Raw genomic sequence first — 25,438 nt, forward strand, 5'->3', positions numbered from 1 at the left:
AACAAGGTTAATTTATGAAGCTGTACTACTGCATTCTTTTCATCTGTTATAAAACAAAAAACCCTTAACTAGTAAGGGTTTCATGCTTGTAAAGCTGGGATGCGGTCGGAGGGATTTGAACCCTCACGCCTTGTGAGCGCCACCCCCTCAAGATGGTGTGTCTGCCGTTCCACCACGACCGCGAGGTATAAAAGTAAGAATGACCCGTAGGGGACTCGAACCCCTGTTACCTCCGTGAAAGGGAGGTGTCTTAACCACTTGACCAACGGGCCACGAATGTCTGTAAGCCTTTGCAGCCCATTTTGACGACATTTGTAATTATAATAGATTCTGTCGCAGTTGACAAGCACAAAATCTGGAATGCTGATGGGCAAATATGGTATGCTGAGTCCAATTCAAAATACTCGAGGTGCTTGTCTTTCATGCTAATTTATGAATCTACCCATGGAACGGTTCATGAGGAAACGGTACGCGTTCCCGGTCCGAACGAAGTAGCTTGGGTGAGAATGGAGAACCCCTCTCCTGACGATGTCAAACATGTCTTAGGCGACTTATACAAGTGCCACCCTCTACTCGTTGAGGATGCGATTAAGCTGAACCAACGACCGAAGATGGATACGTATAAGAATCATATTTTTCTAACCTTCTTTGCGATATCCGAGCAGCTTGAGCCGCAGGAAATAGGGATCGTGGTCGGATCAAATTTTGTGATTACCGTATACAAGGACAACCTCCCCTTCATAGATCAACTTTACCATGCCTGCCAAGAAGTCGAAGATCGATTACGTCATCCAGGAGCCATTCTTCATGCGATACTCGATCGTTGTGTCGATGATTATTCTGTCGTTGCGGATCATTTTGATGATCGCCTGAATAGCATGGAACAGGCCGTGTATCGAAACCCTAGGATTCGCATTGCACAGGATATTTTCCAACTTAAACGGAGTATGCATCAGCTGCGCCGCGTCATTGTGGAGGAACGAATTATCCTTTCCGCTATCGCCCACCACTCCTTCCCCTATACACGTGAAGAAGATGATGTCTATTTCTTGGATATCATGGACCACATCTCAAGAGTCGTGGATTCTTTGGACATTTTCCGGGAATCACTAACCGGTCTTCTCGAGCTCCAAATGAGCATGAAGTCCGATCGGATGAATGAAATCATGAAGACATTAACGATCTTTAGCACGATCTTTCTTCCTCTGACTTTTATCGTCGGACTGTATGGTATGAATTTCAAATATATTCCCGAACTGAGTTGGGATTATGGCTATCTGTATGTCTGGATTCTCATGGTCATCTTAAGCTGTGTGATGTGGTATTACTTTAAACGTAAACATTGGTTTTAACGAAAAAAAGGCACTCCACCGTGATCCACCAATCACAGGGGTGCCTTTTTACTATTAGCAGCTACTTTATTTTAAAGTAAGAAACAGATTCATTTAACGTATTTACTACGGATCTAAGCTGTTCGGAGGCAGCCGCTATATTCTGCATCATCGCTAACTGCTCCTCAGTGGCAGCAGCAACCCCTTGGGATTTGTTCAAAATATGCGTTGAACTCGTTGCCGATTGATCCATTGTCGCGGAAATCTCCTCGGAGCTTGCCGACATTTGCTGGGTAATCGCCGAAGTCTCATGAATTTGAGTCACAATGTGTGTCACCGATTGCATGATGGTATGGAAGCTTTGGTTCACTTCCTGCATCATGCTCGACCCCGCACTAGCTTCCTGCTTGGTTGCATTCATGGAATTAGAAACACTGGCGATCTCGACTCTCGTCTCATGAATCAACTGATTAATTCCCTCTGCTGACTCGATAGATTGCGAGGCAAGCTTACGAATTTCATTCGCAACAACGTTAAACCCTTTGCCGTGCTCACCCGCTCTAGCTGCCTCGATGGAAGCATTCAGTGACAACAGATTGGTTTGGTTCGCAAATGTTGTAATGCTCGATGCAATAAGACCAATCTCATCGGATTTACGTGTTAAGGATTGCACGGTTTGTGAGAGCTGCTCGACCGATTTCAGCATGTTCACAATTTGCTGCTGCAGCTTTCCAAGCAAGTCATTGCCAAGTTCGGCATGACGAGAAGTTAGGGAGGAGTGCTCTGCCATAACGCCTGAATTTTCAGCCACTCTCTGAATCCCAATGGCCATTTCCTCAATCGCTCGGCTAGTCTCTTCACTGCTTCTTGCCTGCACTTCGACGTCCTGCGTCATTTCTTGAATACTGGTAGCGACATGCTCAGAGGCCGTTGCCGATTCCTTGGAACTATCCGAAAGCTCGACCGAAGCGTCGTGCACGAACTGCGTATTGTGGGCGATCGTACCGATCAACCCTTTAATTTTCGAAACCATAATATCTACCGATTCTGTGATTTTCCCTAGTTCGCACTTGGTATACTTGACCTGAGGCTCATGACGAAGATCTCCTGCCGCTACTTGGCCGGTAACTTTCACGATGTTTTTGACCGTTTTCATTATTTTACTAATAACCATCCATCCTGCTGACATGAGCAAAATGATAATAATAGCGACAGATAGGTAGATCGTTTTTGCCGTTTTATCATTTTGAGCCTCAATCTCTTCAATACTTGATTTCGCATAGGCATCCAAAATTTCACCGATTTGATTCATGCCCTCGCGGCCTTTTTCGAAAGTTGCTAGTAATTTAGCGTCATTAATAATCCCTTTTCCAGTACTTGAGGACTGAACAACGGCATTCGCTTCTTTCGCCCATTGGTCAAATGACGTATGAAAGCCCGCTATGTTCTGCTCAATGGTTAGCTTCGTCTCTGTATGCGCTGTTTGTAACAGCTGTTTAGCATTCATAATATCAGCCGCTTGTCCAACCCTTGTATTCGTTTGATCGATATTGTCTTTTAAAGCTTTAAGCTGCTTCGTCTTCTCTTCCGCAGTTAACGTTCCCGAAACCAACAGCTGGTAAGCCGTTAACGCCTGATACATATCACGATCGGCATTCAAGATAAGCGAAGTGCTTTTATTCGTGGTTTCATAAAGGGATGAAGCCAATACTTTCGTATTGGACTTACTTTGCTGCAGTAAAAACACACTTGTGCCTAGATACAGCATGGAAGGAACTAATAGCAATAAGAGGAGTCGTACACGAATAGATAATAATTTTGCCACAAAATTTGCCCCCGTCATTGATCTATTTTTGATCACTATATCGGAAAATCGTTTAAAAGATGTTAGAAAACTGTTAAAAATGCATGTATTTAGCTAACAAAAAAAGCCCAACGGCATGAACGCCATTGAGCTTAATTCCAGCTAATTCTGATACGGAGAGAGAGGGATTCGAACCCTCGCACCGCTTACGCAGTCTAACCCCTTAGCAGAGGGTCCCCTTATAGCCACTTGGGTATCTCTCCAAAGATATGGCTCCCCGAACAGGACTCGAACCTGTGACAACTCGATTAACAGTCGAGTGCTCTACCAACTGAGCTATCAGGGAATGAACAAGTATTATTTTATTATGAAGGCGCTGGTAAGTCAAGTGTATACGATTTCAATTTCCCCTTACATTTTCCACATGCATATTTCCGTACATCCATTTTGCGCTTGCGGTAGTATTCGGTTTTGCAATTGACGCATTCCAACCTGTATTTATAGGACTGTTTCTGGGAAGTCCGCGGCAGCGAACGGCAGAACCGGGTACCTCCGACTTGCGCCAGCAAGGTTTTGAAATCATTGTCGCGATGCTGGTAGCCACGCTTTAATATATGCAAATGATAATGACAAAGTTCGTGCTTAATGATCTTCTCAATCTCATCTCGTCCAAATGTCTCCCACTGCATCCAACTGATTTCGATATCATGGGATTTGGTAAAATAGCGCCCGCCCGTCGACCTTAATCTCCGGTTAAACCGTGCCTGATGTACAAAAGGCCTCCCAAACGATGCCATAGAGATCTGCTCGATCCATTGCTGCAGCTCCCGATCCTCCATCCCCATTCGCTCCTTTGACAAGTTCTCACTTGAATTTGTACCGTATGTACGGCTATACTGTCAAGTAGAAAAGAAGATCGAAAGCTTCCTAAAGAAAGGATTTGAACAACCCTTATGCCGCAAATGCGATATGTCATTCTTAAGCTCGAACAACAATTAGAATTCGTTGAAATGCCATCTTCCTACTCTTATCAATTGACAGCTCTGAATCAAAGATTGCACAAAGAATTAGAGAAATTGACCGCTGACTCTGTCCCTCAGCTTCCACGGGTTATTGCAGAATGCGATGACTTGGAATTGATCGGCACAGCGCACACCCTAATTCAAGGTTTAGATTACATTAATCGTTTGGAAAAGACCTTCGCTGGCATCCAGGAAAAGTCTTATCCGCTTATTTCCTTATTAACTGAAATTCGCGCGCTTCAAGCCCAACTGGAACAGTGGTATGAAGAGGAATTTGAGGGTTAATTTTTAAGAGTGCTATCAAAAAACATAAAGCAAAAAGTAAGGCAACGCAAAGAGCAAGGCAAAGCAAAAAGTAAAACAAACCCAAAAAGTAACGCAAATCAAAAGGACCTGCACCCATTTAAGCAATCCTTCATATGCTATTATTACATGGCGAAGAAGGGGATGGGCATATGCCGCAATGGCTCTGTAATCAATTAATGCGGGCCTTCCAGAACAAAAACCGCAGACAAATCCGATTGCTGAATGATAGCTGGTACTTTTACCGCACCCGCCGCTCACAAGAGGAGTGGCCTGATACCCAATCGACGGACGGACCGGGCAAGCGTAAATTTTGATAAAAGAGCTAGTACTTGCGCGGAGCGGGTGCTGGCTTTTTTGCCATGCTGATTTACATGCTGATTCCAGAGTAAAGTTTTACATGCGGAGACAAGTGAATTCAAACCAATGCAACTTGCTCCTTGCAGAGAAAAGTGAATTCAAACCACAGCAACTTACTACTTGCAGGGAAAAGTGAATTCAAACCACAGCAACTTACTACTTGCAGGGAAAAGTAAACATTTGTTAAAAAAAGGTTGCATATTTGAAATGTGCCCTCTATACTGTAAATAAATGTAATAGATTATCGGAGTGAAGCACACTCGATCTTGCAGAATTTCTGCGGTTCGGGTGTGCTTTTTTTTCGTACATAAAAAAGGGGAGTCGATTATTATGCCACGTAAAACAAGAGGTTGGCTAAGAAAAATGCGTGAACTTGGATTGGGGCGTCACGGGTTTGGTGGTTGGATGAGTGGTTCTGAATGGATGGTTCAGCGGGGGAATTTAAGAGAGATGGAGGTAGTTCAAGATAGGCGGAGCAGGAACAATGCAGTTCTTGAGCAATTGGGATTAGTGAAGGGCAGAAAGGCTGTTCATGAGCAAGCAGGATTAGTACAAGGCAAGAACAATAATGTTCAACAACAACTGGAATTTGTGCAAGGCAAGATGAGTGTAGTTCAGAAAGATAATGTTTATCCGTTATTACCGAGAAAGGCTGCTGCTAAAATACCGCCTCTCTCACCTATCGCCATCTTAGAAGCTGACAAGTGGGTGTTGCGGAAGCTTCTAGTCATCCAAATAGCCAAGCGTCACAGTGGCAAAGTTCGACTGCAGGACGTCGCTGCCGAATGCAATGTAAATATTCGTATCGCTGCGGAATGGTTGAAACGACTATCCCTGGAGGGGATGCTATCTCTTGTCGCTGGTCAGCGGAATGTAATGATTTACTCTTTGAATGATGTGGGGCGCGTTAATAAATAAACTCTTTAACCTCCCATGCTGGGGAGTATTGAGGATACTTGTTGGAGAGGATGATGTCGGGTAAGTGATGGAGATGAGTAACTTAAGGAAGGATGATGTGGAGATTGGTTGATGACGTAACGCCTCTTGGATGGGTGTACGAGTAACTTAAGGAAGGATGATGTGGAGATTCGCTGATGGCGGTAACGCCTCTTGGTTGGGCGTACGAGTAACTTAAGGAAGGATGATGTGGAGATTCGCTGATGGCGGTAATGCCTCTTAGTTGGGCGTACGAGTAACTTAAGACTCTAACACTCTAACACTCTCCCGCCTTCGTTCCCAAATAGGAGTCCCTAAAGACTGTTATTTGAGCAATTTCGACCAAAAATATTGAAATAGAAGTCTCTACAGGCTCTTATTTGTAAATTTCATTACTAATATTCTTATTTTTATCAGAATAAGGGTCCCTAGGAGCTTCTATTTACCGAATATGCAATAAACCAAGAAGAATAGCAGCCTTTGGAGGCTCTAATCGGACAGCGATCAGCCTACAAAAAAGCAGCTGGGAGCATAACGCTTCCAACTGCTGCTGATTCTTATTGTTGAGGCTTTTTCATGGTCAAGCCTACGCGACCTTTTTTCTCGTCTACGTTAAGCACCCATACTTGGACGATGTCCCCAACGGACACCACATCCATGGGGTGTTTCACGAAGCCGTTCTTGAGCTGGGAAATATGTACCAGCCCATCGTTCTTAATGCCGATATCGACGAAGGCACCGAAGTCGATAACGTTGCGCACCGTGCCGGTCAATTCCATGCCCGGCACAAGGTCTTCAAGCTGCAGCACATCAGTGCGGAAGATCGGCGCAGGGACTTCGTCCCGCGGATCTCGCCCAGGCCGCTGCAGGCTGTCTAAGATGTCCCGCATCGTCGGGACACCTACGCCCAGCTTAGGAGCCAGTTCCTCTGGCTCCAGCGTCTGCAGCAGCGCTAGCAGCTGCTGTGAGCCAAGCTGCGCCAGTTCCAGGCGCAGCTCCTTGAACAGCCGATCCACCACGTCGTAAGACTCCGGATGGATCGGGGTGTTGTCGAGCGGGTTCCGGCCGCCCGAAATCCGCATGAACCCGACACACTGCTCGAAGGTTTTCGCGCCAAGGCGCGGAACCTTCGACAGCTCCTGTCGGGAGCTGAACTTGCCGTTCTCCTCGCGATACTTGACGATGTTCTTCGCCAGTGTCGCGTTCACGCCCGACACGTACGAGAGCAAGGACGGGGACGCCGTGTTCAAGTCCACGCCGACATGGTTAACGGCCGACTCTACGACGGCCTTCAAGTTCTCGTCCAGACGTTTCTGCGAAACGTCATGCTGGTACTGCCCGACGCCGATCGCCTTCGGCTCGATCTTCACAAGCTCCGCGAGCGGGTCCTGCAGCCTCCGCGCGATCGAGATCGCGCTGCGCTCGGCTACGTCGAGCTCCGGGAACTCCGTCTGCGCCAGCTTCGACGCGGAGTACACGCTCGCCCCCGCTTCGCTTACGATCAAGTACCTGAGCTTCTGCTCCTTGATCTCGGCAATCAGCTCCGCAACAAACTGCTCCGTTTCACGGGAAGCCGTCCCATTACCGATCACGATCAGCTCGACGCTGTGCTTGCTGATCAACTGCTTGAACTTCGCCTTCGCTTCCGCCACCTTATTATTCGGTGGCGTCGGGTAGGTGACGGCGATTTCAAGCATTTTACCGGTGTCGTCAATGACGGCCAGCTTACAGCCTGTCCGGTATGCTGGATCGACACCCAACACCACGTGCCCTTTGACCGGGGCTTGGAGCAGCAGATTCCGTAGATTTTCTGCGAAAATCTTAATCGCTTGCTCCTCGCCCATCTCGGTCATTTCACCGCGCACTTCGCGCTCAATAGAAGGTGCGAGTAATCTTTTATAAGCATCCTCTACAACGGAGCGAAGCAGGTCGCGAACAACAGAATCACCTTTTACGATCTGCCTAACCATATAATCATGAATCTTATCGACGGCAACATCCAAGCCAACCTTCAGGACTTCCTCCCGCTCCCCACGATTAATCGCGAGAATACGGTGAGGCGGCAAACGTTTAACAGGTTCTTGATAGGCGTAGTACATCTCATATACGGATTCAGCCTTTGCATCTTTGGCCTCAGTACGCAAAATCCCCTGATCATGCGTATATCTACGCACCCAAGCTCGAATCTTCGCATCATCCGCGATATTCTCCGCAAGGATATCCATTGCGCCTTGAATCGCATCAGCGGCGCTTCCCACCTGCTTGTCCGCGTTCACATAACGCGCTGCTTCTTGCTCCAGCGAGCCTTGACGAGGCTGCTTCCATATCCACTCCGCTAGCGGTTCAAGACCGCGCTCTTTGGCAACGCTCGCTCTCGTTTTGCGCTTTTGACGGAACGGTCTGTACAAATCCTCGATTTCCTGCAGCTTCGCAGCGCCTTCAATCGATTTGCGCAGCTCATCCGTCAACTTGCCCTGCTCATCAATCAAACGAACAACCTCGATCTTACGATCCTCTAGGTTACGCAAGTACTGCAACCGATCCTCGATATCTCGCAGCTGGTTCTCATCCAGCTCGCCTGTCATCTCTTTGCGGTAACGTGCGATGAACGGTATTGTGTTGCCCTCATCAAGCAGCCCCATCGTTGTCTTCACTTTGCCAGCGGGCAGCTGCAATTCAGCAGAGATCTGCTTCAGGATACGCTCCTGGATCTCTGCTTTCTTTTCTTCTGAGATCTGTACTTTCTCACGTGGCTCTTCATACTCACTAGCCTTTGTCTTCTTTCCCTCAGTCTCGCTCAACTTCTGCTCTTCCATTTCATTAGCCTTTATCTTCAACTCTTCCAAATTTGCCACAGCCAGTTCCCCCACTTCTATTCATTTTAATTGTATGTATACAAACCAAAAAACGAGGGAACCTTGCACCCTCGTCCGTTCCTGATCCTATTCAAAATTCTATCAGTCCCACACTAATTTGCAAAGCATCGTCAACTTTGCGCATCGTTTCTTCATCCAAATGCGTAATTTTGTCCGTAAGCCGTTGCTTATCGATCGTTCTGATTTGTTCAAGCAGAATTACCGAATCTCGGTCGAAACCATGCGTTTCCGCATCGATTTCAACATGCGTGGGAAGCTTCGCCTTCTGGATTTGAGCTGTAATCGCTGCAACAATCACGGTTGGGCTAAAGCGGTTGCCGATATCATTTTGGATCACTAGAACAGGACGAACCCCTCCCTGCTCCGACCCTACAACCGGCGAAAGATCTGCGAAAAAAACATCACCACGTTTGACAATCACTGCTTACACCCCGCTTACTAAGCGATCAAGCGTACCGTCCGCTTCTTCCTCCGCTTGAAAAGCTTCAGATGCCATGCTGAGATTTATTTTCGCCATCTCCATATACCCACGCTGCATGGATTCGCGTAGACTGCGCTTTTTACGTTCAATTAAATACAGCTTCATTGCCTGGCGAATAAATTCGCTGCGATTAGAATTCTCCTTCTCGACAATACCGTCCACTTCTTGCAACAGATTGTCAGGCAAGCTAATCATGATCCTTTTCGTATTATGCGCATTGCTCACACTTTCGCACCCCCAGAAACGATACAAAGACAATATTACCAGTATGTCATTCCAAAAACCAATTTATACAATAGATATATGCATCCAGTATATCAAATATGTTACACACTTGGATATAAGATTCCTACTTACATAATATTCGATGGTCTATTCGGAAAATCCTCTCCATCTAGCATAAAAATAAATGGTAAATTAATCTGTTACTTTTAGTAGCGATGCCGCATGAGAGGATTAATAGCATCTATACGTTTGCCGTCACGCACATACACACGCGCAACACGATGTGAAATCATACAAATAATTTCATAGTTAACAGTACCGAGCTGACGAGCTACATCTTCAGCCGTAATGTGCTCTCCGTCTTGCTCCCCGATCACCACAACCTCGTCCAGAGACTGAACATCAGGTACATCCGATACATTGATCATACATTGATCCATACAGATTTTACCGACGATTGGCACTCTTTTGCCCCGAACAAGAACCTCAGCTTTACCCGAAAGCATCCGAGAATACCCATCCGCATAGCCAATCGGCAGTGTCCCAATTTGTTCGTCGCCCTTGGTGTGATAAATCGTTCCATAGCTAACTCCAGAGCCTGGAGGCAGCGTTTTAAGATGAACAATTCCTGTTTTGAGACTTAGCACTGGCTTTAATTCAATTTTCGTTTGATCGACATCCTCGGAAGGATACAAACCATACATCGAAATCCCCAAACGCACCATCGAATACGTCAATCCCGGCAAATCTATGGCCGCTGCGCTATTGCCTGCATGTATATATGGAAACGTAACACCTTTATCCGTAAAATAGCTCACAATTCGCTCAAAACGGTGATATTGCTCCATCGTATAGCTCTTATCTATTTCATCGGCATTCGCATAATGCGTGAATAAACCCTCAACTTCCACATTCGGCAGCGTCAATGCTTCCTCAATAAATGGAATAGCATCCTCTTCCGTATGCAAACCAAGTCTGCCCATACCCGTATCCAACTTAATATGGATCTTTAGCTTCTTTTGTAGCGTCGCGTCTTTCGTTTGCCCCTGAAAACAAAGTTTTTCAAGAACATCTCTACTATAGACAGCAATCGTCACATCGAGTTCACGCGCTCTATCAACCCCTTCTGGAGGCGTATAGCCTAGTACCAGAATAGGTGCAGTGATCCCTGCATTCCTTAGCTCCAACGCTTCATCAAAAAAAGCAACACCCAAGTAATCTACACCCGCGGCGAGAACCTCTTTGGATACCTCAACAGCCCCGTGTCCGTACGCATCAGCTTTAACGACTGCCATCTGTTTCATTCCTGCCGGCAGTACCTTTTGAAAACCTTCAATGTTGCTTCGCAGTGCATCTAACGAAATTTCTACCCACGTGGGACGATAAAAAGCATCCACCAGCGTTCACCTCATTTATCCATTACAAGTAAACCTATGTTAAGCCTAATCACGAAAAACTGTCAACCTTGCTTTTGCAGACTTATAAACAACATTTCTTATATTTCTTCCCGCTACCGCATGGGCAAGGATCATTGCGTCCGATTTTACTTTTACCAGAAACAGTCTTTAGATCATTCGTAGAATTGATGACACGAACTACCGCCGGCTTCTGCTGAGGTTGAACATTTTCATTAGCAAAATAGCGGAATACACGCATACCCGAATCTTTTACCGTCATGATAAGCGGCGTTCTTTGAAAAGCATACTTGATTTCAGACTCTGGCCTATACTTCGCGCTAACCAGTTCAAACCGTTCCAACACAGCAACAACGGAATGCAGAAATACATCAGCGCTCTCGTCAAGAAGCTTCCCAGATTGCCTGTTACGCTTCCACTCAATTGTAACATCCTGCGCCTGATCTACAGGCCAGCTTGCTAGCACACTTGCGATTGCCTCTCTTGAGGCCTGAATCCTCTCAGGATAACCACCCTCGTTAGCTTCCTGCAGCTGTTCCCACGCAACCTTATTCCAAAGCGAATCTAATAGAACGACCGCCTGTTCCATATTTGTTAAAGTAAGATAATTTGCTGCCTGGTTCGTAACTACACACTGCTGCTTGCTCTCTGTTATCAATCCAAGATTCTCAGCTGCATAGAAAAAGAATTGAAACAATGGCACCTGATCTTGGTTCAAAGTCGGTTTACGAAAAAGCGCCCAGCCAAGCTTCTCATCAAGCTCTTTCCAAAAATTCCGCGGCAAATGTTGTCTTGCAGTCGTCAGTTTAATATTCTTGGCATCCTGCAAGGAAGCAAGAAACATTTGAAAATCTGCAACGATTTGAGGTACAGCTGTCTTTTCATCCATCCATTGCTCAAGCAAACTTTTATCTACCAAAATAGGTCTCATCTCAACCACAATAGGTGCAGATTCAGACACCTGAAGAGCCATATAAGCCTTAATATCATTTGAATTATGCCAATTTTCCAAGGCCAGGTCACTATTTGCCTCCATATACTGTTCAAAACGCTCTAAGAAAAACTCTTTAGTCTTACATACATCTAATACCTCAGCACACTGTTTAGCCGAAATCTTTTCAGATTGCAGAAGAAACTGCACCCACTTTTTAATCGAAGGTAAATAAGCACTTATATCAGACTTAGAGCTATTCAGTACATTGCTAATGTAGAAACGACCAAGAAAATCAACAATCGTCTCTTTTTGCAGCTGTTCATAACCCAATGTGTAACGGACAAAGTACTCCGTCGCCATAAATTGCATGCGATCCATATGTTTGTCAATCGTATCTGCTTTTAATTTGCCTTCCTCCGCAAGATACTTGCCGAATAGGGCAATCTCATGTTCCCAATATTGCTGTTGCACGTCCATTGTTAACTCACCAGTTGTTTTCATCAAAGACACTCCATTATCTATTTACTCCAAAGTTGCATTATACCAAAAAAACTCCCTTTCGGGGGGGTTGGTTAAATCTTCTTGCTTAAAAATTGGATAAAAAAGGGGAAACACCTACACAAATCGTGCAGAGTTTCCCTTTTTTCAGCTTATATTGACACAATATATTCTTATTTACCAGACTGCCCCTCAGTTGCCATAGCAACTTTGATCATTTCATTCGTAGGCAAATCGCCTGTTGACAATCTGAACTCTACACCGTCATTGGTCCAAGTTAGCGTCTTCTTCTCATCCCCCGTGAGCACGCCGATCGTGAATCCAAGATCAACAATCGTACCCGGCTGCAAGGACACCGATTTGGCCTGTGGTCTCACCTCGATGAGACTGAAGTTGTACTTCCCTTTGTATCTCAAAAGGACCGCTGCGTCCTCACCAAGCTTCATATCCGTGATGTCTTGCTTCACCACATCTTTTGGCAGGTAAGACGGCTCGATGATACCGATACTCTGCGCTTTGCTTGCCGCGGCAGTCGATTTCGTCGCATCTGTGCCTGCTTTAGTTGCTGTTGCCTTTTGCCCATCTTGAGCTTGGCCGGCAGCTTGATCGGATTGGCCGCCTGTTGCTGACAGATTCTTATCTGTTACAGACTTATCACCTGTTGCTGGGTGATTGGCATCCGCTGCACCAGCCATCGTAGGTAAAGACTTCAAATTCCAGCTGGTCATATTGCGCTCCATTTGGAAATAGTCCTTGTCGAACTTAGCATCGAATTCAAAACTCGTAAAATTCACCTGAACCAACACATTCTTATTCGCATCCGACACCTGAACCTGCTTAGGCGCCAGTGTCTTCTTATTCAGCCAAATTTTCTGGCGTGACAGCTGCTCATTTTGATAATTGGCTGCAACATCGAACACATACGTATCATTATCCGTTGTAAATTGGCGATCCTTATCGGCAATTATGCTTTTCGCAAGAGATTGGAACAGATACACCTGCCCCTGATTCTCCGGCCAATCGCTTTGGAAGCGGAAGCTCTTCTTGAGATGCGGCGTAAGCACGAACACGCCCTCCTCATTACGCAGAACGATCTGCGTCACGTCCTTCCCCGCATTCGTAAGCGAAATACGATAGAAATGATCCGGCGAGTAAGCGACCTCCACCTGATACTCCTGCGGCTGCTGCCCTGTGTTCAAAATCATGCTCCCTGAAGCCTGATAGCTGCCCGACTTGCTGATCACATGATCCAAATCCTTTACGATAGATCCTGCATCCTTCTTGCCCATCCCGCATCCCGCGAGAACCAATGCTAAGCACATCACCACTGCTACCACCCATGTGACCCGGCGCATTCGATCATCCCCTCACTCATGATTAACATCAACATAGTACATGCATATGAGGGGACTTGGCCGATTATGCAGACGAGTTGGGGCTTGGCCGTGAAAAAGGTTTTGTAAAGGAACGATTAAACATTTCAGCTGCCTTTCAGATTGAATACATAATTTATTCATATTCTTCTGGCATGATGGTTTGTAAGATCGAACCTATGAACCGGAGGAGCTTTTATTGAATAACAATCAGAGAATCGTGCTTCAAGCTTCACGAGGAGCGGCAGCATTTTTTGTGCTGCTGTTTCATACATCCGCCATGTCCTTCAAGTACTTTCAATACGACTTACTAGGGATCAGTACGATAGGACGATCGGGTGGTGTAGATTTCTTTTTCGTACTTACTGGTTTTCTACTGTATCATACATATGGCCATAAAATCGGAACCAAAATGAGTGTTCTTCCCTATCTATCGAATCGGCTAATACGTATTTACCCTATCTACTGGCTAATTACACTAGTCGTACTGCCCGTTTATTTTCTGGTCCCGAGCTTTGGCTACGGATATGAGACCCATAAAGATACCATCATCAAATCATTCCTACTACTGCCCCAAGTTCATGGTCCGGTTCTTCCAGTTGCCTGGTCGTTAAGTTACTTTGTGCTCTTTTACTTGGTTTTCAGCCTTCTCATGGCACTTGGCAAAAAGCCAGCCTATCTCTTCATTTCCATATGGGTAACTTTAACTCTCTGCCACGTTCTTGGTGTTCCGCTGATAGGTGCTGATATTGACCGTCATTTCTATCTAAACTTCATCTTCAATGAAGTTAACTTAGAATTTATTGTAGGCTGCTTAATAGCCAAATGGGCAGAGCATCATAGAAGTAAACACTATAAATTGTTGCTTGTTTTAGGCATGCTTGGCTTTGCGCTAATATGGATGAACAACAAATTTCTTTTTACCCCTTATCACAATTACCTGTTTTACATCATTCCAGCTACATTTGTACTATTAGGCGCTTCTTCTGTTCCTGAACAACTTCGGTTGTCTTATTGGGTGAAAATCCTTAGCAAGCTAGGAAATGCTTCATACACGATTTTGCTAACGCATTTATTATTTATTTCAATTTTAATGAAATTGAGTGTGGTGACACATTTGGTTAACCATCTTGGATTTCTAGTTACTGATCTAATTATTGTGGCAATGACTATGCCTCTATGCTACGCGGCTTATAGACTTGCTGAGAAACCGCTTGTTACAGGGCTCAAAAACACAATGAAATTAAGTCCTTCCAAATCATCGAATCCTATCTCCTAGATAAAAAGGCTGCATTGGCTTTAATTAGCCCATGCAGCCTCTTTATGTGTTAAAAAAAGCCAATGTAAATTATAAGATCTTGTCTTGTATTAGAGTAGAGAACTGAAATTTCTTTGCGACCGCGTATGCGAAAAAAAAGCAAGATTAGGTTAGCTAATCTTACTCATTTATTTGACTAATTTAAGTGTGCGTATACTTGCCGCGTGCTCCATCATTGTAACAGCAATACCTGCAATCTGCTCACCTTGCTGTATTTGAACTTGTTTAACCTCTTGCACCGTATCTTCAATTTTTATCAATCGATTCTCGACGCCAATGAGTCGATCCTCAACATTACCCTACCGCCTATCTATACTGTCAACCCGATCTTTAATGGCCGTAACATCTGCGCCTATCTCATTGATTCTACCAAGCATTTCACTTAGAAACTCACGATCCGTCATTTCACTCATGAACTTCAACTCCTCTTCAGAAGCTTTATTCATTTCATTATAATCAAGAATCAATTCAAAAAGAATCCTTTCTTCCTTCACCAAACCATCCATAAACCCACTTATATAGTTAATTCTTAAAAATTAATCTCCGCATCTTTAAGTAGCGGGTGCTTATGATCCTTATCCGATAAAATAGGATTAGCAGTCGGCCAATCAATGCCAATAGCCGGGTCGCTCCATAAGACCCCCCTATCATGGGCTGGAGAGTAATACTCATCCACCTTGTATAGCACTTGAGTTTGCGGCTCCGTCGTACAAAACCCATGAGCAAATCCTTGAGGAACAAGCAGCTGGCGTTTATTGGCCGCACTGAGCGTGACTCCCACCCATTCACCGAAGGTAGAAGAGTTTTTACGAATATCAACTGCCACATCATAAATTGCACCTGAAACAACCCGAACTAGCTTCGTTTGAGCTTTAGGATTCAACTGATAATGAAGCCCCCGCAAAACTCCAATTTCTACAGATAAAGAATGATTGTCTTGAATAAAGGTAATATCTATTCCATGCTCCGCCAATTTCGCACGATGATAACTTTCCATAAAAAAACCCCGATGATCTCCATGAACATCAGGCTCAATAATAAATAATCCTGGCAGTTTTGTAGCAATAACATTCATCAGCTAGATCACCTCAGTAACTAACGTATGCATGATTATTTAGAATTGTCTCTAGCTCGTGCCATCAATAGATATACGCCATCAGAGCTTAAACCTCCAGATTTCGACATTTTCAAAACAAAAAAGAGACTGCCAAGAGCTATTAATAGCCTCAGCAGCCTCTTCATTTATGAAATACGTCTACCACATATACACAACACCAGCTATAATGGCCGCCCAGATCAGGGAGCCGAACACAACACCAACAATCAACCCTTTGCCAACTGACAAATGATCATCCTGGTAAGCGTCTTCATGATCGATCATAAGAATAACCTCCCCGCATACTTAGTATATGCATAGTATGGGGAAGATGTTGACGAATCATGCGGTTGATGCGAAAAAATTTTTAGTACGCATTTTTATTAATGAAACCGTTAATAATCGTTCTCCAAATAATTTTAATATCGAATAAAAAAGTCCAATTTTCAATGTAGAAAATGTCGTGCTTGATACGTTCTTCAATAGAGGTATCTCCCCTGAGACCGTTGCTCTGCGCCCAGCCAGTAATCCCAGGACGAATATGATGTTTCACCATATACTTCGGAACTTCTTCCTTGAATTGCTCCACGAAATAAGGACGCTCCGGCCTTGGACCGACGACGCTCATATGCCCAAAAAGCACATTAAAAAACTGCGGCAGCTCATCAAGACTCGTTTTGCGGAGAAAGGTCCCGACCTTCGTTCGCCGCGGATCATTTTCAACCGTCCACTCCGTATTCGAGGCACTCTCTGCCAACACGTTCATACTACGGAACTTATACATCATAAACCGTCTACGGTTTAGACCTACTCGTTCTTGCTTGAAAATGATCGGACCTGGAGAAGTTAGCTTAATAGCAATAACAGATGCAATCATAACGGGCAAAGTAATAAGAATAGCCACAGAGGCGAAAATAATATCGAAAGCTCGCTTGAAAAGTCGATTTCTGAACTCATCCAACGGAATATCACGTACATTAATCAACGGCATATCAGCAAAATTATCAAAATAAGGACGTGATGGTAAGAAATCATAAAAGTCCGGAATGATAAGTGTTTTGACACCAATTTTTTCACAGACATTAATTATACTGCCGAACTTTTGATGTGCATCTAACGGAAGGGCTATGATAACTTCATCGACGATAAGATCGTTCAGAATTGACTCCAGATCGTCTATCTTTCCGATAATTGGCTTATAACTCTGGTAAGTGATTTCGTGTTTCTCCTGATAATCATCAAGGAAACCAACTACCTCGTACCCTAGCTCTGGATGCTGCCTCAGCTTCGTGTAGAACTGCCGACCGAGTGAGCCTGCACCGAGAATAAGAATGAATTGCTTGTTATAACCCTTTTGACGGACGCGTTTCAGCGAGATTTTGATCATATAACGATAAAAACTGATGAAAAGAATATTGTTCACAAGGAATAATAAGAGATAAGAACGTGAAACGTCTACTTCTTTTAAAATGAACAAAACACTTAACAGCAGCAGCAAGCTGAATATGTGAACTTGGATAATTTTCAGAACCTCATAGGAGAACTGCTTCCTACGCTTAGGTGTATAAAAGTTCATCATATAACTGAGAAAAATGGCTATAATCGCGTAGCTGACACTCCACATTAAGTAATGCTTGATCGGAAGAGGAGAATCGAATGGAATCCAGCCACTTCTAAATTTCAGCCACCATGAAAGTAAGAACACGAGCTGAATACATATGAAGTCGGCCAGTGCATAAAGTTGTGTCAAGAACCCCTGACTCTGTCGAATCAATGTAAATCACCTCGCTGGTCGTAGTTTATTTCTTACTAAGGAGAGTATGAATTTTAAGCTAACACCTGCATAAACCATTGTGTTCGTTAGCCAAGAATACTTCTTACGATAATGCTTATTATGAAACAAAATCATAGCTCTATGGAATTCATATATGATCTTAAAAGGCTTCCTACGACTGCTTGCGCCTTTGTGATGCACAATTTGAGTGCGAGGGTAATAATAATTCACCCAACCCGCTTCCTTAATTCTATAACACCAATCTATATCCTCACCATACATAAAAAATTCCTCATCCAGCATCCCCACTTGCTCAATAGCCTCGCGGCGGATTAGCATGAAAGCACCGACAAGTGAGTCGATAGGATAGGCTTCATCGGGACTTAGGTAACCCAATTGATATTGATTAAACCGAGGTGTTTTCGGGAATAGTTTAGAGAATCCGAAAGCATAGTAAAAAGACGCTGACGGCGTTGGAAAGCCCCGCTTACAGGCTTTGTCTAGTGAACCGTCTGGAAGTACAATTTTGCAGCCGCTGGCTCCTACGGTAGGGTTCTCGTCCATGAAACGCAGCATTACTTCTAATGTGTCTGGTTGGACGATAGTGTCAGAGTTCAATAGAAGGACGTAACGGCCTTGGGCGATGAGGATCCCCTGGTTGTTGGCTCCTGAGAAGCCTACGTTTTCTGTATTTGCGATGCAGATTATCTGAGGGAACTGCTCGTTTACTATTGGGATTATGCCATCATTAGAGGCATTGTCGATTAAGATGACCTCAAATATGTAAGATGTAGCCGACGAAAAAACAGATTGTAAACAAGCTAACGTTAAGTCGCGTGTTTTATAATTTAGTACAATAATACTTAAATCCACATCAAAACCTCATTTTCATTGATTTCGTTACAGTTATTATAACATGGGTTTATAAATTTTAGATTAAAAAAAGACTAGCTTCATTCAGCTAATCTTACCTGGGTTATTTTACAAACCATCTGTTGATTTCAGAACTCACTATTTTTTGCTTCCTTTGAATGATACCGCGCTTTTTCCTTAGCTTTGAATACTTACGAAAAAAGCTGGACCACGCTCCAAACAGCTTTGGTTCCCGCAAAAGAGCGTAAGCAAAGCTGAGACATTCATACACCAACAGTGGAATGATATGCTTCATTACCATTGAGATTCGATCGTTTTTCACCATCATTTTATACCGATTAATGTAAGATAATCTCCTGACAAAAAGCGGCTTACTGCTCCTGCCGCCTTCCTTCCAGCCTCGTTCATGGTACGCAATAGCTGACGGCTCATAGTAAGCCTTCCATCCTAGTAACTGCGCCCGCCAAGCTACATCAACGTCTTCTTTATATGCAAAAAAGTCCTCATCAAAAAATTCACCATTTAAGCTAATGTCATTAATCATTTCGCGAGCATACATGGCAGCGGCACCAGAAACACCAAACACTTCTTCTGTATGCACAAATTGATCGTTTGTCTGATGCACACCGCGGTCAAAGGCTCTGCGTGCCTTATTAATAACAAGTCCCGTACTATCAATGTGAGTGGGATCTGCTTTGAATAGCAGTTTACCTGTCGAACTACCCGCTTTAAAAAGATTTTTTAATGATTTTAAAGTGTTAAGAACATAATCAGGTTCAAGAACCACGTCCGGATTCAAGATCAGACAGTAATCCGTCTCTGTCATCTGTATTGCCTGATTATGTCCGCCAGCGAACCCATTGTTTATGGAGTTCTGAATAATACTACACTTCTCCGACCATTTTTCTAATTTCTCTATTGTACTGTCCTTAGAAGCATTATCAATCACTACTATTCCTTTAATAGGATGGGACTGTTTAAGGACCGCTTCCAAGCAATCATCGATATGTTCAGAACTGTTGTAAGTAACAATGTGGACACTCACGGTTTTCATTCTTACTCTCTCCTAGCCCCTCACGCCGAGGTCGTCAACCCAACCGAGTGAAAATCAACGGGTACCTACCGACAGGGAGTAAATGTTATTTGTTACTTTTGTTAAAGGATACAATCGGGAGCCAGTTCCGCCCGCTAGTATAATACCCTTCACAATTAATCCCTCCATGACAATGAACAAATTTTTGACTATAATTATCTATGATTCGACATTATATTTCATAAATACTTGTTTCTAATTTCAAATGACTCTATAGTTAAACAATCAAATATTTCTAGAAGGTGTACTGGTCATGTTGACAAAGCTATTAAAAAATCGATTATTTATTATTCTTTTGTTTTTAAAAATAATCCTTCTTGCATTTTTTTCTTCAGGCTACAAGGAGCAATTATTCGTCCCTTTTGTAAACCATTTTGTAACAAACCATTCCAACCCCTGGCAACATGATTTCATTAATAATTCACCGAATGCATTCCCTTATCCTGCTGGAATGCTATATGTACTATCAATATTTGATATTTTCACACAATTTTTTTCTTCTTTAATTATAAGGAATTTCATTTTTAAATTGCCTCTATTGGTCTCAGATATTGTAATTTTAATATTTTTAGTTAAATTATATCCTACAAAATCGAAGGAAGTTCTTACTTTTTACTTTGCATCACCTATTATTTTCTATGCTAGCTACATCCACTCACAACTTGATCTAATTCCAACTGCTCTTCTTATCATTTCGATATATTATTTAGTTAAAGAAAAGAAACTAGTTTCAGCGATTTGGTTTGGCCTTGCCATAAGCACCAAGTTCCATGTAATTGCTGCTCTGCCATTAATTCTAATTTTTCTTTGGAAAAGATCTAACCGTTCATTTTTTCATCTCATAATACCACCAGTTATGTATGTAGTGATATCCTTACCGTTTATCTTCTCGGACGGGTTCATTCAATATGTATTCAGAAATAAAGAACAAATGCAAATATTTAATGTAACGTTCCCTATATCAGGAATAAGTATATATATGCCACTCCTTGTAGTAATGATGATATATATAAGATTTTCAGTTTACAAAAAAATTAATAATGATTTGCTTTTCAGCTACATTGGCCTACTTTTTTCTGCTTTTTTATTATTTGTTCCACCAATGCCTGCATGGTATATATGGATTGTTCCCTTTCTATGCATTTATTTTATCAATGCTTATCAGAGATATAATGAAAAAATATATATTCTAGATGCTATACTTTCACTTTCATATTTAGTTTATTTTGTTCTTTTTCATACTAGCATTTATAACGACATTATTTTTAATAACAAGTTAATTGAAATTAAGATTATGAATGAACAATTAAAAAACATTTCTTTCACCCTCCTTACAAGCTGTTTACTTGCAGTTGTTTATTATCTCTACACCCACGGAGTACGAAGTAACTCAATGTATAGAAAAAATCTATCAGCCTTCACAATCGGAATTGGTGGGGATAGTGGTTCAGGCAAAAGCACATTATTGCATGATATAAAGCTTCTACTCTTTCACAAGCGAATACTAGAAATAGAAGGTGACGGTGATCATAAATGGGAACGTGGAGATATAAATTGGGAATCTTATACCCATCTAAATCCTAAAGCAAATTTCCTGCATCGTCAGTCAGAGCATTTGACTGCTTTAAAACGCGGAGAAAATGTTGAAAGAGTTATTTATGATCACAATACAGGAACCTTCAGTTCTCCAATCATTACAAAACCTAATGATTTTATCGTCCTATCAGGTCTGCACCCTTTTTATCTACCTAAAATGCGCAAAAATATAGATTTAAAAATATATATTGAAACGGAAGAAAAACTTCGTAGCCACTGGAAAGTATTAAGAGACACCAACAAAAGAGGTTATTCAAAAGAGAAAGTACTCCAACAAATAAACATTAGACTTCCTGATGCACAAAAGTATATTCATCCACAAAAGTCGTACGCTGATTTAATTATCACGTATTTTTCAGACCAAGATTTTCCAATAGGTGATCCACAATTCACTCCTCGCACACTGGTAAAGTTTGCTTTAGATTCTAATATTGATTTAGAGCCATTAGTTTCGGAGCTAGGTAAAGAAGGAGACGAATTTGAACATGATTATTCTGAAGATCTTAGAACTCAATACTTAATTATAAAAGAACAACCAAAACAACTAAACTTTCAAAATTGGGTCGACAGGCTTGTCCCGAACAAGGAAGAGATCATATCAAATGATGCGTCCTTCTTAACAGGTATGCAGGGTTTAACTCAGATTGTAATACTTATACTAATTGCCGATAAAATGAAGGAGGATAAATTTGAAGATTAATGGTATATTTATTGATTTTGATGACACTTTGTATGACTATGAAAGTTGTCACCAATATGCATCGCAAAAGGTATTCTCAATATTATCTCAAAAAACTGGTTTTAAAGAAGAAGAACTGTTAAGAAGATATCAAGAAGCAAAACGATCGATTCATGTTCCCCTTCATGGTACAGCTTCTTCTCATAACAGGTTACTTTATTTCCAAAAAATGATAGAACAATTTCCTAATCAAATTGAATTTCCTGTTACCTTAGCACGCATTTGTTATAAGCAATATTGGGATACTTTCATAGATAGAATCGTTCTTTTCGAAGATGTTATAAGTTGGTTACAGCTATTGAAAAATCAAAATAGGAAAATCGTAATGGTAACAGATCTAACTGCAGATGTTCAATTCAAAAAAATCGAACGATTACGGTTAGAAAATCTTATTGATCTTGTAGTTACAAGCGAGGAATCGGGTTGTGAAAAACCACATCCCTACATTTTTGAATTAGCACTAAGGAAAAGCGATCTATCTCCTTCTCAAGTTTGTATGATTGGTGATTCTTATGACAAAGATATTCTAGGGGCCATTAATATGAACATACATGCCTTTTGGTTAAATCGCTCTGGTAAAAGTCGACCTATTACTGATAAAATAACGGAGATAAAAGAATTCAAGGAAATGCGGGGATATTTAAAATGAAAGAGTTAGAGATATTAGTAGCAATGTCAAAGTATGCTGGAGAACGATTTGACTTGATTCAAGCTGGTGGCGGAAACTCATCCGTTAAGATGGAAGATGGAACAATGGCAATAAAAGCGTCAGGCTACCTTCTATCAGATATGGATTCCCAACGAGGATACTCTATAGTTAATAATGAGAAAGTTTGTGAAATTCTCTCACGAGAAGAGTTACTAATCGAACCCACCAAGAAATCAAGAGAAGAACTCTCTAACAAGATGCTTCAAACAACGATATTAACTCCAGAAGCAAGACCTTCAATTGAGACATTTCTACACGCTCTTCTGTCTAAATATACTCTACACACTCATCCAGTAACAGTAAATGCTATTACTTGCTTGTCAAATTGGAAAGAGCTATTGATAGAAATTTTCGGCATCGAAATCGCACTTGTTGATTATGAAACTCCAGGCGTAGAACTTGCTCTATGTCTAAAAAAGGAATTTGAGAAGTTTATTCAAAAGCATGGCCATAAGCCAAAAATTATTTTCCTCCAAAATCATGGACTTATTATTAGTTCAGATCGATATGAAGATATTAAGGAATTAACAGATGACGTAACTACAAGACTAGAAAAAATACTAGAGATGGACTTACAAAGATACTACTTAACAAATAAAATTTCTAATTTTATTAATAAGGTTAGAGGCGACCACTTGATTTCTTACATTTCCGATGATAGACAATTGTCGGCTTTATTAGATAAGAATCCAGAACTTATTAAATATACACCTTATTTCCCAGATGGCTTGGTGTTTCTTGGTTATCAACCATTAGTTATTACTGATAACTCAGCAAGTCAAGTCATTAAGCAATATTTTGAAACTTACCAAGACCATCCTAAAGTAATTGTTTATGAAAATGAGGTATTTCTCGTTGCCTCAAACGTGAAAAAAGCAAGAGAAATGGAAGATGTATTAAAATTACATCTCATGGCTATACAATATGCTCCAGGTAAGATCCAAGTATTGCCTCTAGAAGAGTTGAAATACTTAGGTAATTGGGAAGCAGAAAAATTCAGACAAAAATTATAAGAAAGGATTGACCAAATTTATGCATATAGTTATTCCTATGTCAGGTTTCGGCAACAGATTTTTAAAAGCAGGTTACACAATTCCAAAATCATTAATCGAAATTGACGGTATTCCAATGATTGAACATGTGGTTAATATGTTCCCTGGAGAATCAAAATTCACTTTTATCTGTAATGAAGATCATCTAAAAAACACAGATATGGAACAAATTCTTACTCGAATTGCTCCTATGGGTAACATTGTAAAAATACCTCCTCATAAAAAAGGACCAGTTTACGCAGTTTCTTTTGCTTATGAATTACTCGACGATGAGGAAGAAGTTATAGTAAATTACTGTGATTTCTCCTGTTATTGGGATTATGAAGGCTTTTTACGCCATACCCGTGATCGCCAAGCTGATGGAGCACTTCCTTCCTATAAACATTTCCATCCCCATATGCTAGGAAAAACGAACTATGCCTTTATGCGAGACGATAATCAATGGATGCTTGAAATTAAAGAAAAAGAACCCTTCACAGACAACAGAATGAATGAGTATGCATCGAGCGGAACATATTACTTCAAAAAAGGCTCATATGTTAAGAAGTATTTTAACTTACTTATGGAAAAAGATATTCATCTGAACGATGAGTTTTATGTCAGTCTTGTTTATAATCTACTTGTTCAAGACGGGCTTCGTGTATCTATTTATGAGATTCAACATATGTTACAATGGGGTACCCCAGAGGATGTTGCGGAATACAACGAGTGGTCGCACTATTTTGCCAATGTTATCAAACAAAATGAGCTTACTATCGCAAAGCATGAAGGATATAACCTTATTCCACTTGCCGGTGCAGGAAGCCGATTTGCAAAAGAAGGTTACACCGATCCGAAACCGCTCATTGAAGTGTCTGGCAAACCAATGGTCATTCAAGCAGCTGAAAGTCTTCCGAATAGCGAGAAACAAATATTTGTTTGTTTGGATGATCATTTAAATAAATATCCACTTAAGGATCAACTAATTCAAAATTATCCTGATGCTAAAATAGTTTCATTAAATGAAATTACTGAAGGACAAGCGTGTACTTGTGTAGCTGGTTTAGCAGGTGAAGATCTTAATAAATCCCTAATGATCGGTGCTTGTGACAATGGAATGATATATGACCATAACCAATTATCATTTTTATTTGCAGATCCAAATACAGATGCAATTGTGTGGACATTCCGAAATCACATTTCAAGCCAAATTAATCCTCAAATGTATGGCTGGGTTGGTGTCGATGGACAGGACAATGCAACCAAAGTGAGCGTTAAAATCCCTATTAGCGATAATCCTAAGAATGATCACGCTGTAGTAGGATCGTTTTTCTTTAAGAAAGCCCAATATTTAATAGATGCATTAACTAATTTAAAGAATAAAAACATCCGTGTAAATGGAGAATTTTATGTGGACTCAACTATTAATGAGCTAATAGAAATGGGATTGAAGGTTAAAGTGCTTGAAACAAGTGACTATATTGGTTGGGGAACACCTAACGATTATCAGACATTTGTATACTGGCAAAGTTTCTTTCATAAATGTAATTGGCATCCATATGATCTTAAATTAGATCCAACTGTTGCTCCAGATAAATTAGGGTCGCTTGCGCTTATGTACACAACATTTAAGCAAGACAACCAATAACCT

22 protein-coding genes, 4 tRNA genes and 1 pseudogene are annotated in these 25,438 nt (G+C 41.8%); 9 read left to right on the forward strand and 18 right to left on the reverse strand.

Annotated features, from left to right (window positions below; genetic code table 11):
• Positions 1 to 100 precede the first annotated feature (100 nt).
• Together GC102_RS19435 and GC102_RS19440 are read right to left on the reverse strand one after the other, a co-directional pair.
• Positions 101 to 182 (reverse strand) — tRNA-Leu (locus GC102_RS19435).
• Positions 183 to 200: 18 nt separating this feature from the next.
• Positions 201 to 272, reverse strand: a tRNA-Glu gene (locus GC102_RS19440).
• A 150-nt stretch (positions 273 to 422) separates the two neighbouring features.
• On the opposite strand from GC102_RS19440, the gene corA reads away from it, so the two are divergent.
• Positions 423 to 1,352 carry a magnesium/cobalt transporter CorA gene (corA, locus tag GC102_RS19445; RefSeq protein WP_171691015.1) on the forward strand — a complete coding sequence of 310 codons (930 nt, stop codon included), beginning with the start codon at positions 423 to 425 and terminating at the stop codon, positions 1,350 to 1,352.
• Between the two features lie 61 nt (positions 1,353 to 1,413).
• Here the strand turns inward: corA and GC102_RS40365 are convergent, their stop codons facing one another.
• The 4 genes from GC102_RS40365 to GC102_RS19465 all read right to left on the reverse strand — a co-directional run bounded on the left by GC102_RS40365 (position 1,414) and on the right by GC102_RS19465 (position 3,974).
• Positions 1,414 to 3,156, reverse strand: a complete 1,743-nt coding sequence (locus GC102_RS40365) for a methyl-accepting chemotaxis protein (protein WP_171691016.1) — start codon at positions 3,154 to 3,156, stop codon at positions 1,414 to 1,416.
• A gap of 153 nt (positions 3,157 to 3,309) precedes the next feature.
• Positions 3,310 to 3,398, reverse strand: a tRNA-Ser gene (locus GC102_RS19455).
• 7 nt (positions 3,399 to 3,405) lie between these two features.
• Positions 3,406 to 3,481: transfer RNA gene (locus GC102_RS19460), tRNA-Asn, on the reverse strand.
• A 19-nt stretch (positions 3,482 to 3,500) separates the two neighbouring features.
• Positions 3,501 to 3,974 (reverse strand): SprT family protein, encoded by a 474-nt coding sequence (locus tag GC102_RS19465; protein ID WP_171691017.1) that lies wholly within the window; start codon positions 3,972 to 3,974, stop codon positions 3,501 to 3,503.
• Between the two features lie 114 nt (positions 3,975 to 4,088).
• On the opposite strand from GC102_RS19465, the gene GC102_RS19470 reads away from it, so the two are divergent.
• The 3 genes from GC102_RS19470 to GC102_RS19480 all read left to right on the forward strand — a co-directional run bounded on the left by GC102_RS19470 (position 4,089) and on the right by GC102_RS19480 (position 5,738).
• Positions 4,089 to 4,442: a hydrolase/acyltransferase gene (locus tag GC102_RS19470; protein ID WP_171691018.1), complete on the forward strand. Its 354-nt coding sequence runs from the start codon at positions 4,089 to 4,091 to the stop codon at positions 4,440 to 4,442.
• 170 nt (positions 4,443 to 4,612) lie between these two features.
• Positions 4,613 to 4,777, forward strand: a complete 165-nt coding sequence (gene cmpA, locus GC102_RS19475) for a cortex morphogenetic protein CmpA (protein ID WP_090818813.1) — start codon at positions 4,613 to 4,615, stop codon at positions 4,775 to 4,777.
• Between the two features lie 373 nt (positions 4,778 to 5,150).
• Entirely contained in the window at positions 5,151 to 5,738 is a 588-nt protein-coding gene (locus GC102_RS19480) for a hypothetical protein (RefSeq protein ID WP_171691019.1), read from the forward strand.
• A 575-nt stretch (positions 5,739 to 6,313) separates the two neighbouring features.
• Here GC102_RS19480 and GC102_RS19485 read toward each other — a convergent pair.
• The 6 genes from GC102_RS19485 to GC102_RS19510 form a co-directional block, all read right to left on the reverse strand.
• On the reverse strand, positions 6,314 to 8,572 hold the full coding sequence (locus GC102_RS19485) for a Tex family protein (protein WP_171691077.1): 2,259 nt from the start codon (positions 8,570 to 8,572) through the stop codon (positions 6,314 to 6,316).
• A 130-nt stretch (positions 8,573 to 8,702) separates the two neighbouring features.
• Positions 8,703 to 9,053, reverse strand: coding sequence for a type II toxin-antitoxin system PemK/MazF family toxin (locus GC102_RS19490; RefSeq protein ID WP_028553893.1), 351 nt, complete (start codon positions 9,051 to 9,053; stop codon positions 8,703 to 8,705).
• Positions 9,054 to 9,056: 3 nt separating this feature from the next.
• Positions 9,057 to 9,338, reverse strand: coding sequence for a CopG family ribbon-helix-helix protein (locus GC102_RS19495; RefSeq protein ID WP_028553892.1), 282 nt, complete (start codon positions 9,336 to 9,338; stop codon positions 9,057 to 9,059).
• Between the two features lie 206 nt (positions 9,339 to 9,544).
• Positions 9,545 to 10,735, reverse strand: coding sequence for an alanine racemase (gene alr / locus GC102_RS19500; protein ID WP_171691020.1), 1,191 nt, complete (start codon positions 10,733 to 10,735; stop codon positions 9,545 to 9,547).
• A gap of 82 nt (positions 10,736 to 10,817) precedes the next feature.
• Positions 10,818 to 12,188: an SEC-C metal-binding domain-containing protein gene (locus GC102_RS39510; RefSeq protein WP_246321001.1), complete on the reverse strand. Its 1,371-nt coding sequence runs from the start codon at positions 12,186 to 12,188 to the stop codon at positions 10,818 to 10,820.
• 170 nt (positions 12,189 to 12,358) lie between these two features.
• On the reverse strand, positions 12,359 to 13,540 hold the full coding sequence (locus GC102_RS19510) for an outer membrane lipoprotein-sorting protein (protein WP_171691021.1): 1,182 nt from the start codon (positions 13,538 to 13,540) through the stop codon (positions 12,359 to 12,361).
• A gap of 217 nt (positions 13,541 to 13,757) precedes the next feature.
• Between GC102_RS19510 and GC102_RS19515 the strand changes: the two genes are divergently transcribed.
• Positions 13,758 to 14,837 (forward strand): acyltransferase family protein, encoded by a 1,080-nt coding sequence (locus tag GC102_RS19515; RefSeq protein ID WP_171691022.1) that lies wholly within the window; start codon positions 13,758 to 13,760, stop codon positions 14,835 to 14,837.
• Positions 14,838 to 15,405: 568 nt separating this feature from the next.
• Here GC102_RS19515 and rfbC read toward each other — a convergent pair.
• The 6 genes and pseudogenes from rfbC to GC102_RS19540 form a co-directional block, all read right to left on the reverse strand.
• Entirely contained in the window at positions 15,406 to 15,951 is a 546-nt protein-coding gene (gene rfbC, locus GC102_RS19520) for a dTDP-4-dehydrorhamnose 3,5-epimerase (protein ID WP_171691023.1), read from the reverse strand.
• A gap of 180 nt (positions 15,952 to 16,131) precedes the next feature.
• The gene (locus GC102_RS40080) at positions 16,132 to 16,257 is read right to left on the reverse strand and encodes a hypothetical protein (protein ID WP_261302619.1); all 126 of its coding nucleotides are present in this window, start codon (positions 16,255 to 16,257) and stop codon (positions 16,132 to 16,134) included.
• An 82-nt stretch (positions 16,258 to 16,339) separates the two neighbouring features.
• Positions 16,340 to 17,746: an undecaprenyl-phosphate glucose phosphotransferase gene (locus GC102_RS19525; protein ID WP_171691024.1), complete on the reverse strand. Its 1,407-nt coding sequence runs from the start codon at positions 17,744 to 17,746 to the stop codon at positions 16,340 to 16,342.
• Between the two features lie 6 nt (positions 17,747 to 17,752).
• Positions 17,753 to 18,619, reverse strand: coding sequence for a glycosyltransferase family 2 protein (locus tag GC102_RS19530; RefSeq protein WP_171691025.1), 867 nt, complete (start codon positions 18,617 to 18,619; stop codon positions 17,753 to 17,755).
• A 103-nt stretch (positions 18,620 to 18,722) separates the two neighbouring features.
• Complete coding sequence (locus tag GC102_RS19535) at positions 18,723 to 19,673, reverse strand: glycosyltransferase family 2 protein (RefSeq protein WP_171691026.1); 951 nt, start codon at positions 19,671 to 19,673, stop codon at positions 18,723 to 18,725.
• A 49-nt stretch (positions 19,674 to 19,722) separates the two neighbouring features.
• Positions 19,723 to 19,826 (reverse strand): annotated as a pseudogene (locus tag GC102_RS19540) (sugar phosphate nucleotidyltransferase); the annotation flags it as partial.
• 139 nt (positions 19,827 to 19,965) lie between these two features.
• On the opposite strand from GC102_RS19540, the gene GC102_RS19545 reads away from it, so the two are divergent.
• The 4 genes from GC102_RS19545 to GC102_RS19560 are packed head-to-tail and all read left to right on the forward strand — an operon-like array spanning position 19,966 to position 25,435.
• Positions 19,966 to 22,008 (forward strand): uridine kinase, encoded by a 2,043-nt coding sequence (locus GC102_RS19545; RefSeq protein WP_171691027.1) that lies wholly within the window; start codon positions 19,966 to 19,968, stop codon positions 22,006 to 22,008.
• Complete coding sequence (locus GC102_RS19550; protein ID WP_171691028.1) at positions 21,998 to 22,696, forward strand: HAD family hydrolase; 699 nt, start codon at positions 21,998 to 22,000, stop codon at positions 22,694 to 22,696. Before GC102_RS19545 ends, GC102_RS19550 begins: the two co-directional genes overlap by 11 nt.
• Entirely contained in the window at positions 22,693 to 23,769 is a 1,077-nt protein-coding gene (locus GC102_RS19555; RefSeq protein ID WP_171691029.1) for a class II aldolase/adducin family protein, read from the forward strand. Before GC102_RS19550 ends, GC102_RS19555 begins: the two co-directional genes overlap by 4 nt.
• A 19-nt stretch (positions 23,770 to 23,788) precedes the next feature.
• The gene (locus GC102_RS19560; protein WP_216628100.1) at positions 23,789 to 25,435 is read left to right on the forward strand and encodes an NTP transferase domain-containing protein; all 1,647 of its coding nucleotides are present in this window, start codon (positions 23,789 to 23,791) and stop codon (positions 25,433 to 25,435) included.
• The last annotated feature ends 3 nt before the right edge of the window (positions 25,436 to 25,438 follow it).

Source organism: Paenibacillus germinis (assembly GCF_013141785.1).
GTDB lineage: Bacteria > Bacillota > Bacilli > Paenibacillales > NBRC-103111 > Paenibacillus_E > Paenibacillus_E phytorum.

Coding starts and splice junctions, on each gene's coding strand:
- GC102_RS19535 (WP_171691026.1), bottom strand. CDS start 19,673: ATGAAAACCGTGAGTGTCCACATTGTTACTTACAACAGTTCTGAACAT.
- GC102_RS19465 (WP_171691017.1), bottom strand. CDS start 3,974: ATGGAGGATCGGGAGCTGCAGCAATGGATCGAGCAGATCTCTATGGCA.
- cmpA (WP_090818813.1), top strand. CDS start 4,613: ATGCCGCAATGGCTCTGTAATCAATTAATGCGGGCCTTCCAGAACAAA.
- GC102_RS19555 (WP_171691029.1), top strand. CDS start 22,693: ATGAAAGAGTTAGAGATATTAGTAGCAATGTCAAAGTATGCTGGAGAA.
- GC102_RS40080 (WP_261302619.1), bottom strand. CDS start 16,257: ATGATCGATCATGAAGACGCTTACCAGGATGATCATTTGTCAGTTGGC.
- GC102_RS19485 (WP_171691077.1), bottom strand. CDS start 8,572: ATGGAAGAGCAGAAGTTGAGCGAGACTGAGGGAAAGAAGACAAAGGCT.
- GC102_RS19480 (WP_171691019.1), top strand. CDS start 5,151: ATGCCACGTAAAACAAGAGGTTGGCTAAGAAAAATGCGTGAACTTGGA.
- GC102_RS19560 (WP_216628100.1), top strand. CDS start 23,789: ATGCATATAGTTATTCCTATGTCAGGTTTCGGCAACAGATTTTTAAAA.
- GC102_RS19545 (WP_171691027.1), top strand. CDS start 19,966: ATGTTGACAAAGCTATTAAAAAATCGATTATTTATTATTCTTTTGTTT.
- GC102_RS19470 (WP_171691018.1), top strand. CDS start 4,089: ATGCCGCAAATGCGATATGTCATTCTTAAGCTCGAACAACAATTAGAA.
- rfbC (WP_171691023.1), bottom strand. CDS start 15,951: ATGAATGTTATTGCTACAAAACTGCCAGGATTATTTATTATTGAGCCT.
- corA (WP_171691015.1), top strand. CDS start 423: ATGCTAATTTATGAATCTACCCATGGAACGGTTCATGAGGAAACGGTA.
- GC102_RS19510 (WP_171691021.1), bottom strand. CDS start 13,540: ATGCGCCGGGTCACATGGGTGGTAGCAGTGGTGATGTGCTTAGCATTG.
- GC102_RS39510 (WP_246321001.1), bottom strand. CDS start 12,188: ATGAAAACAACTGGTGAGTTAACAATGGACGTGCAACAGCAATATTGG.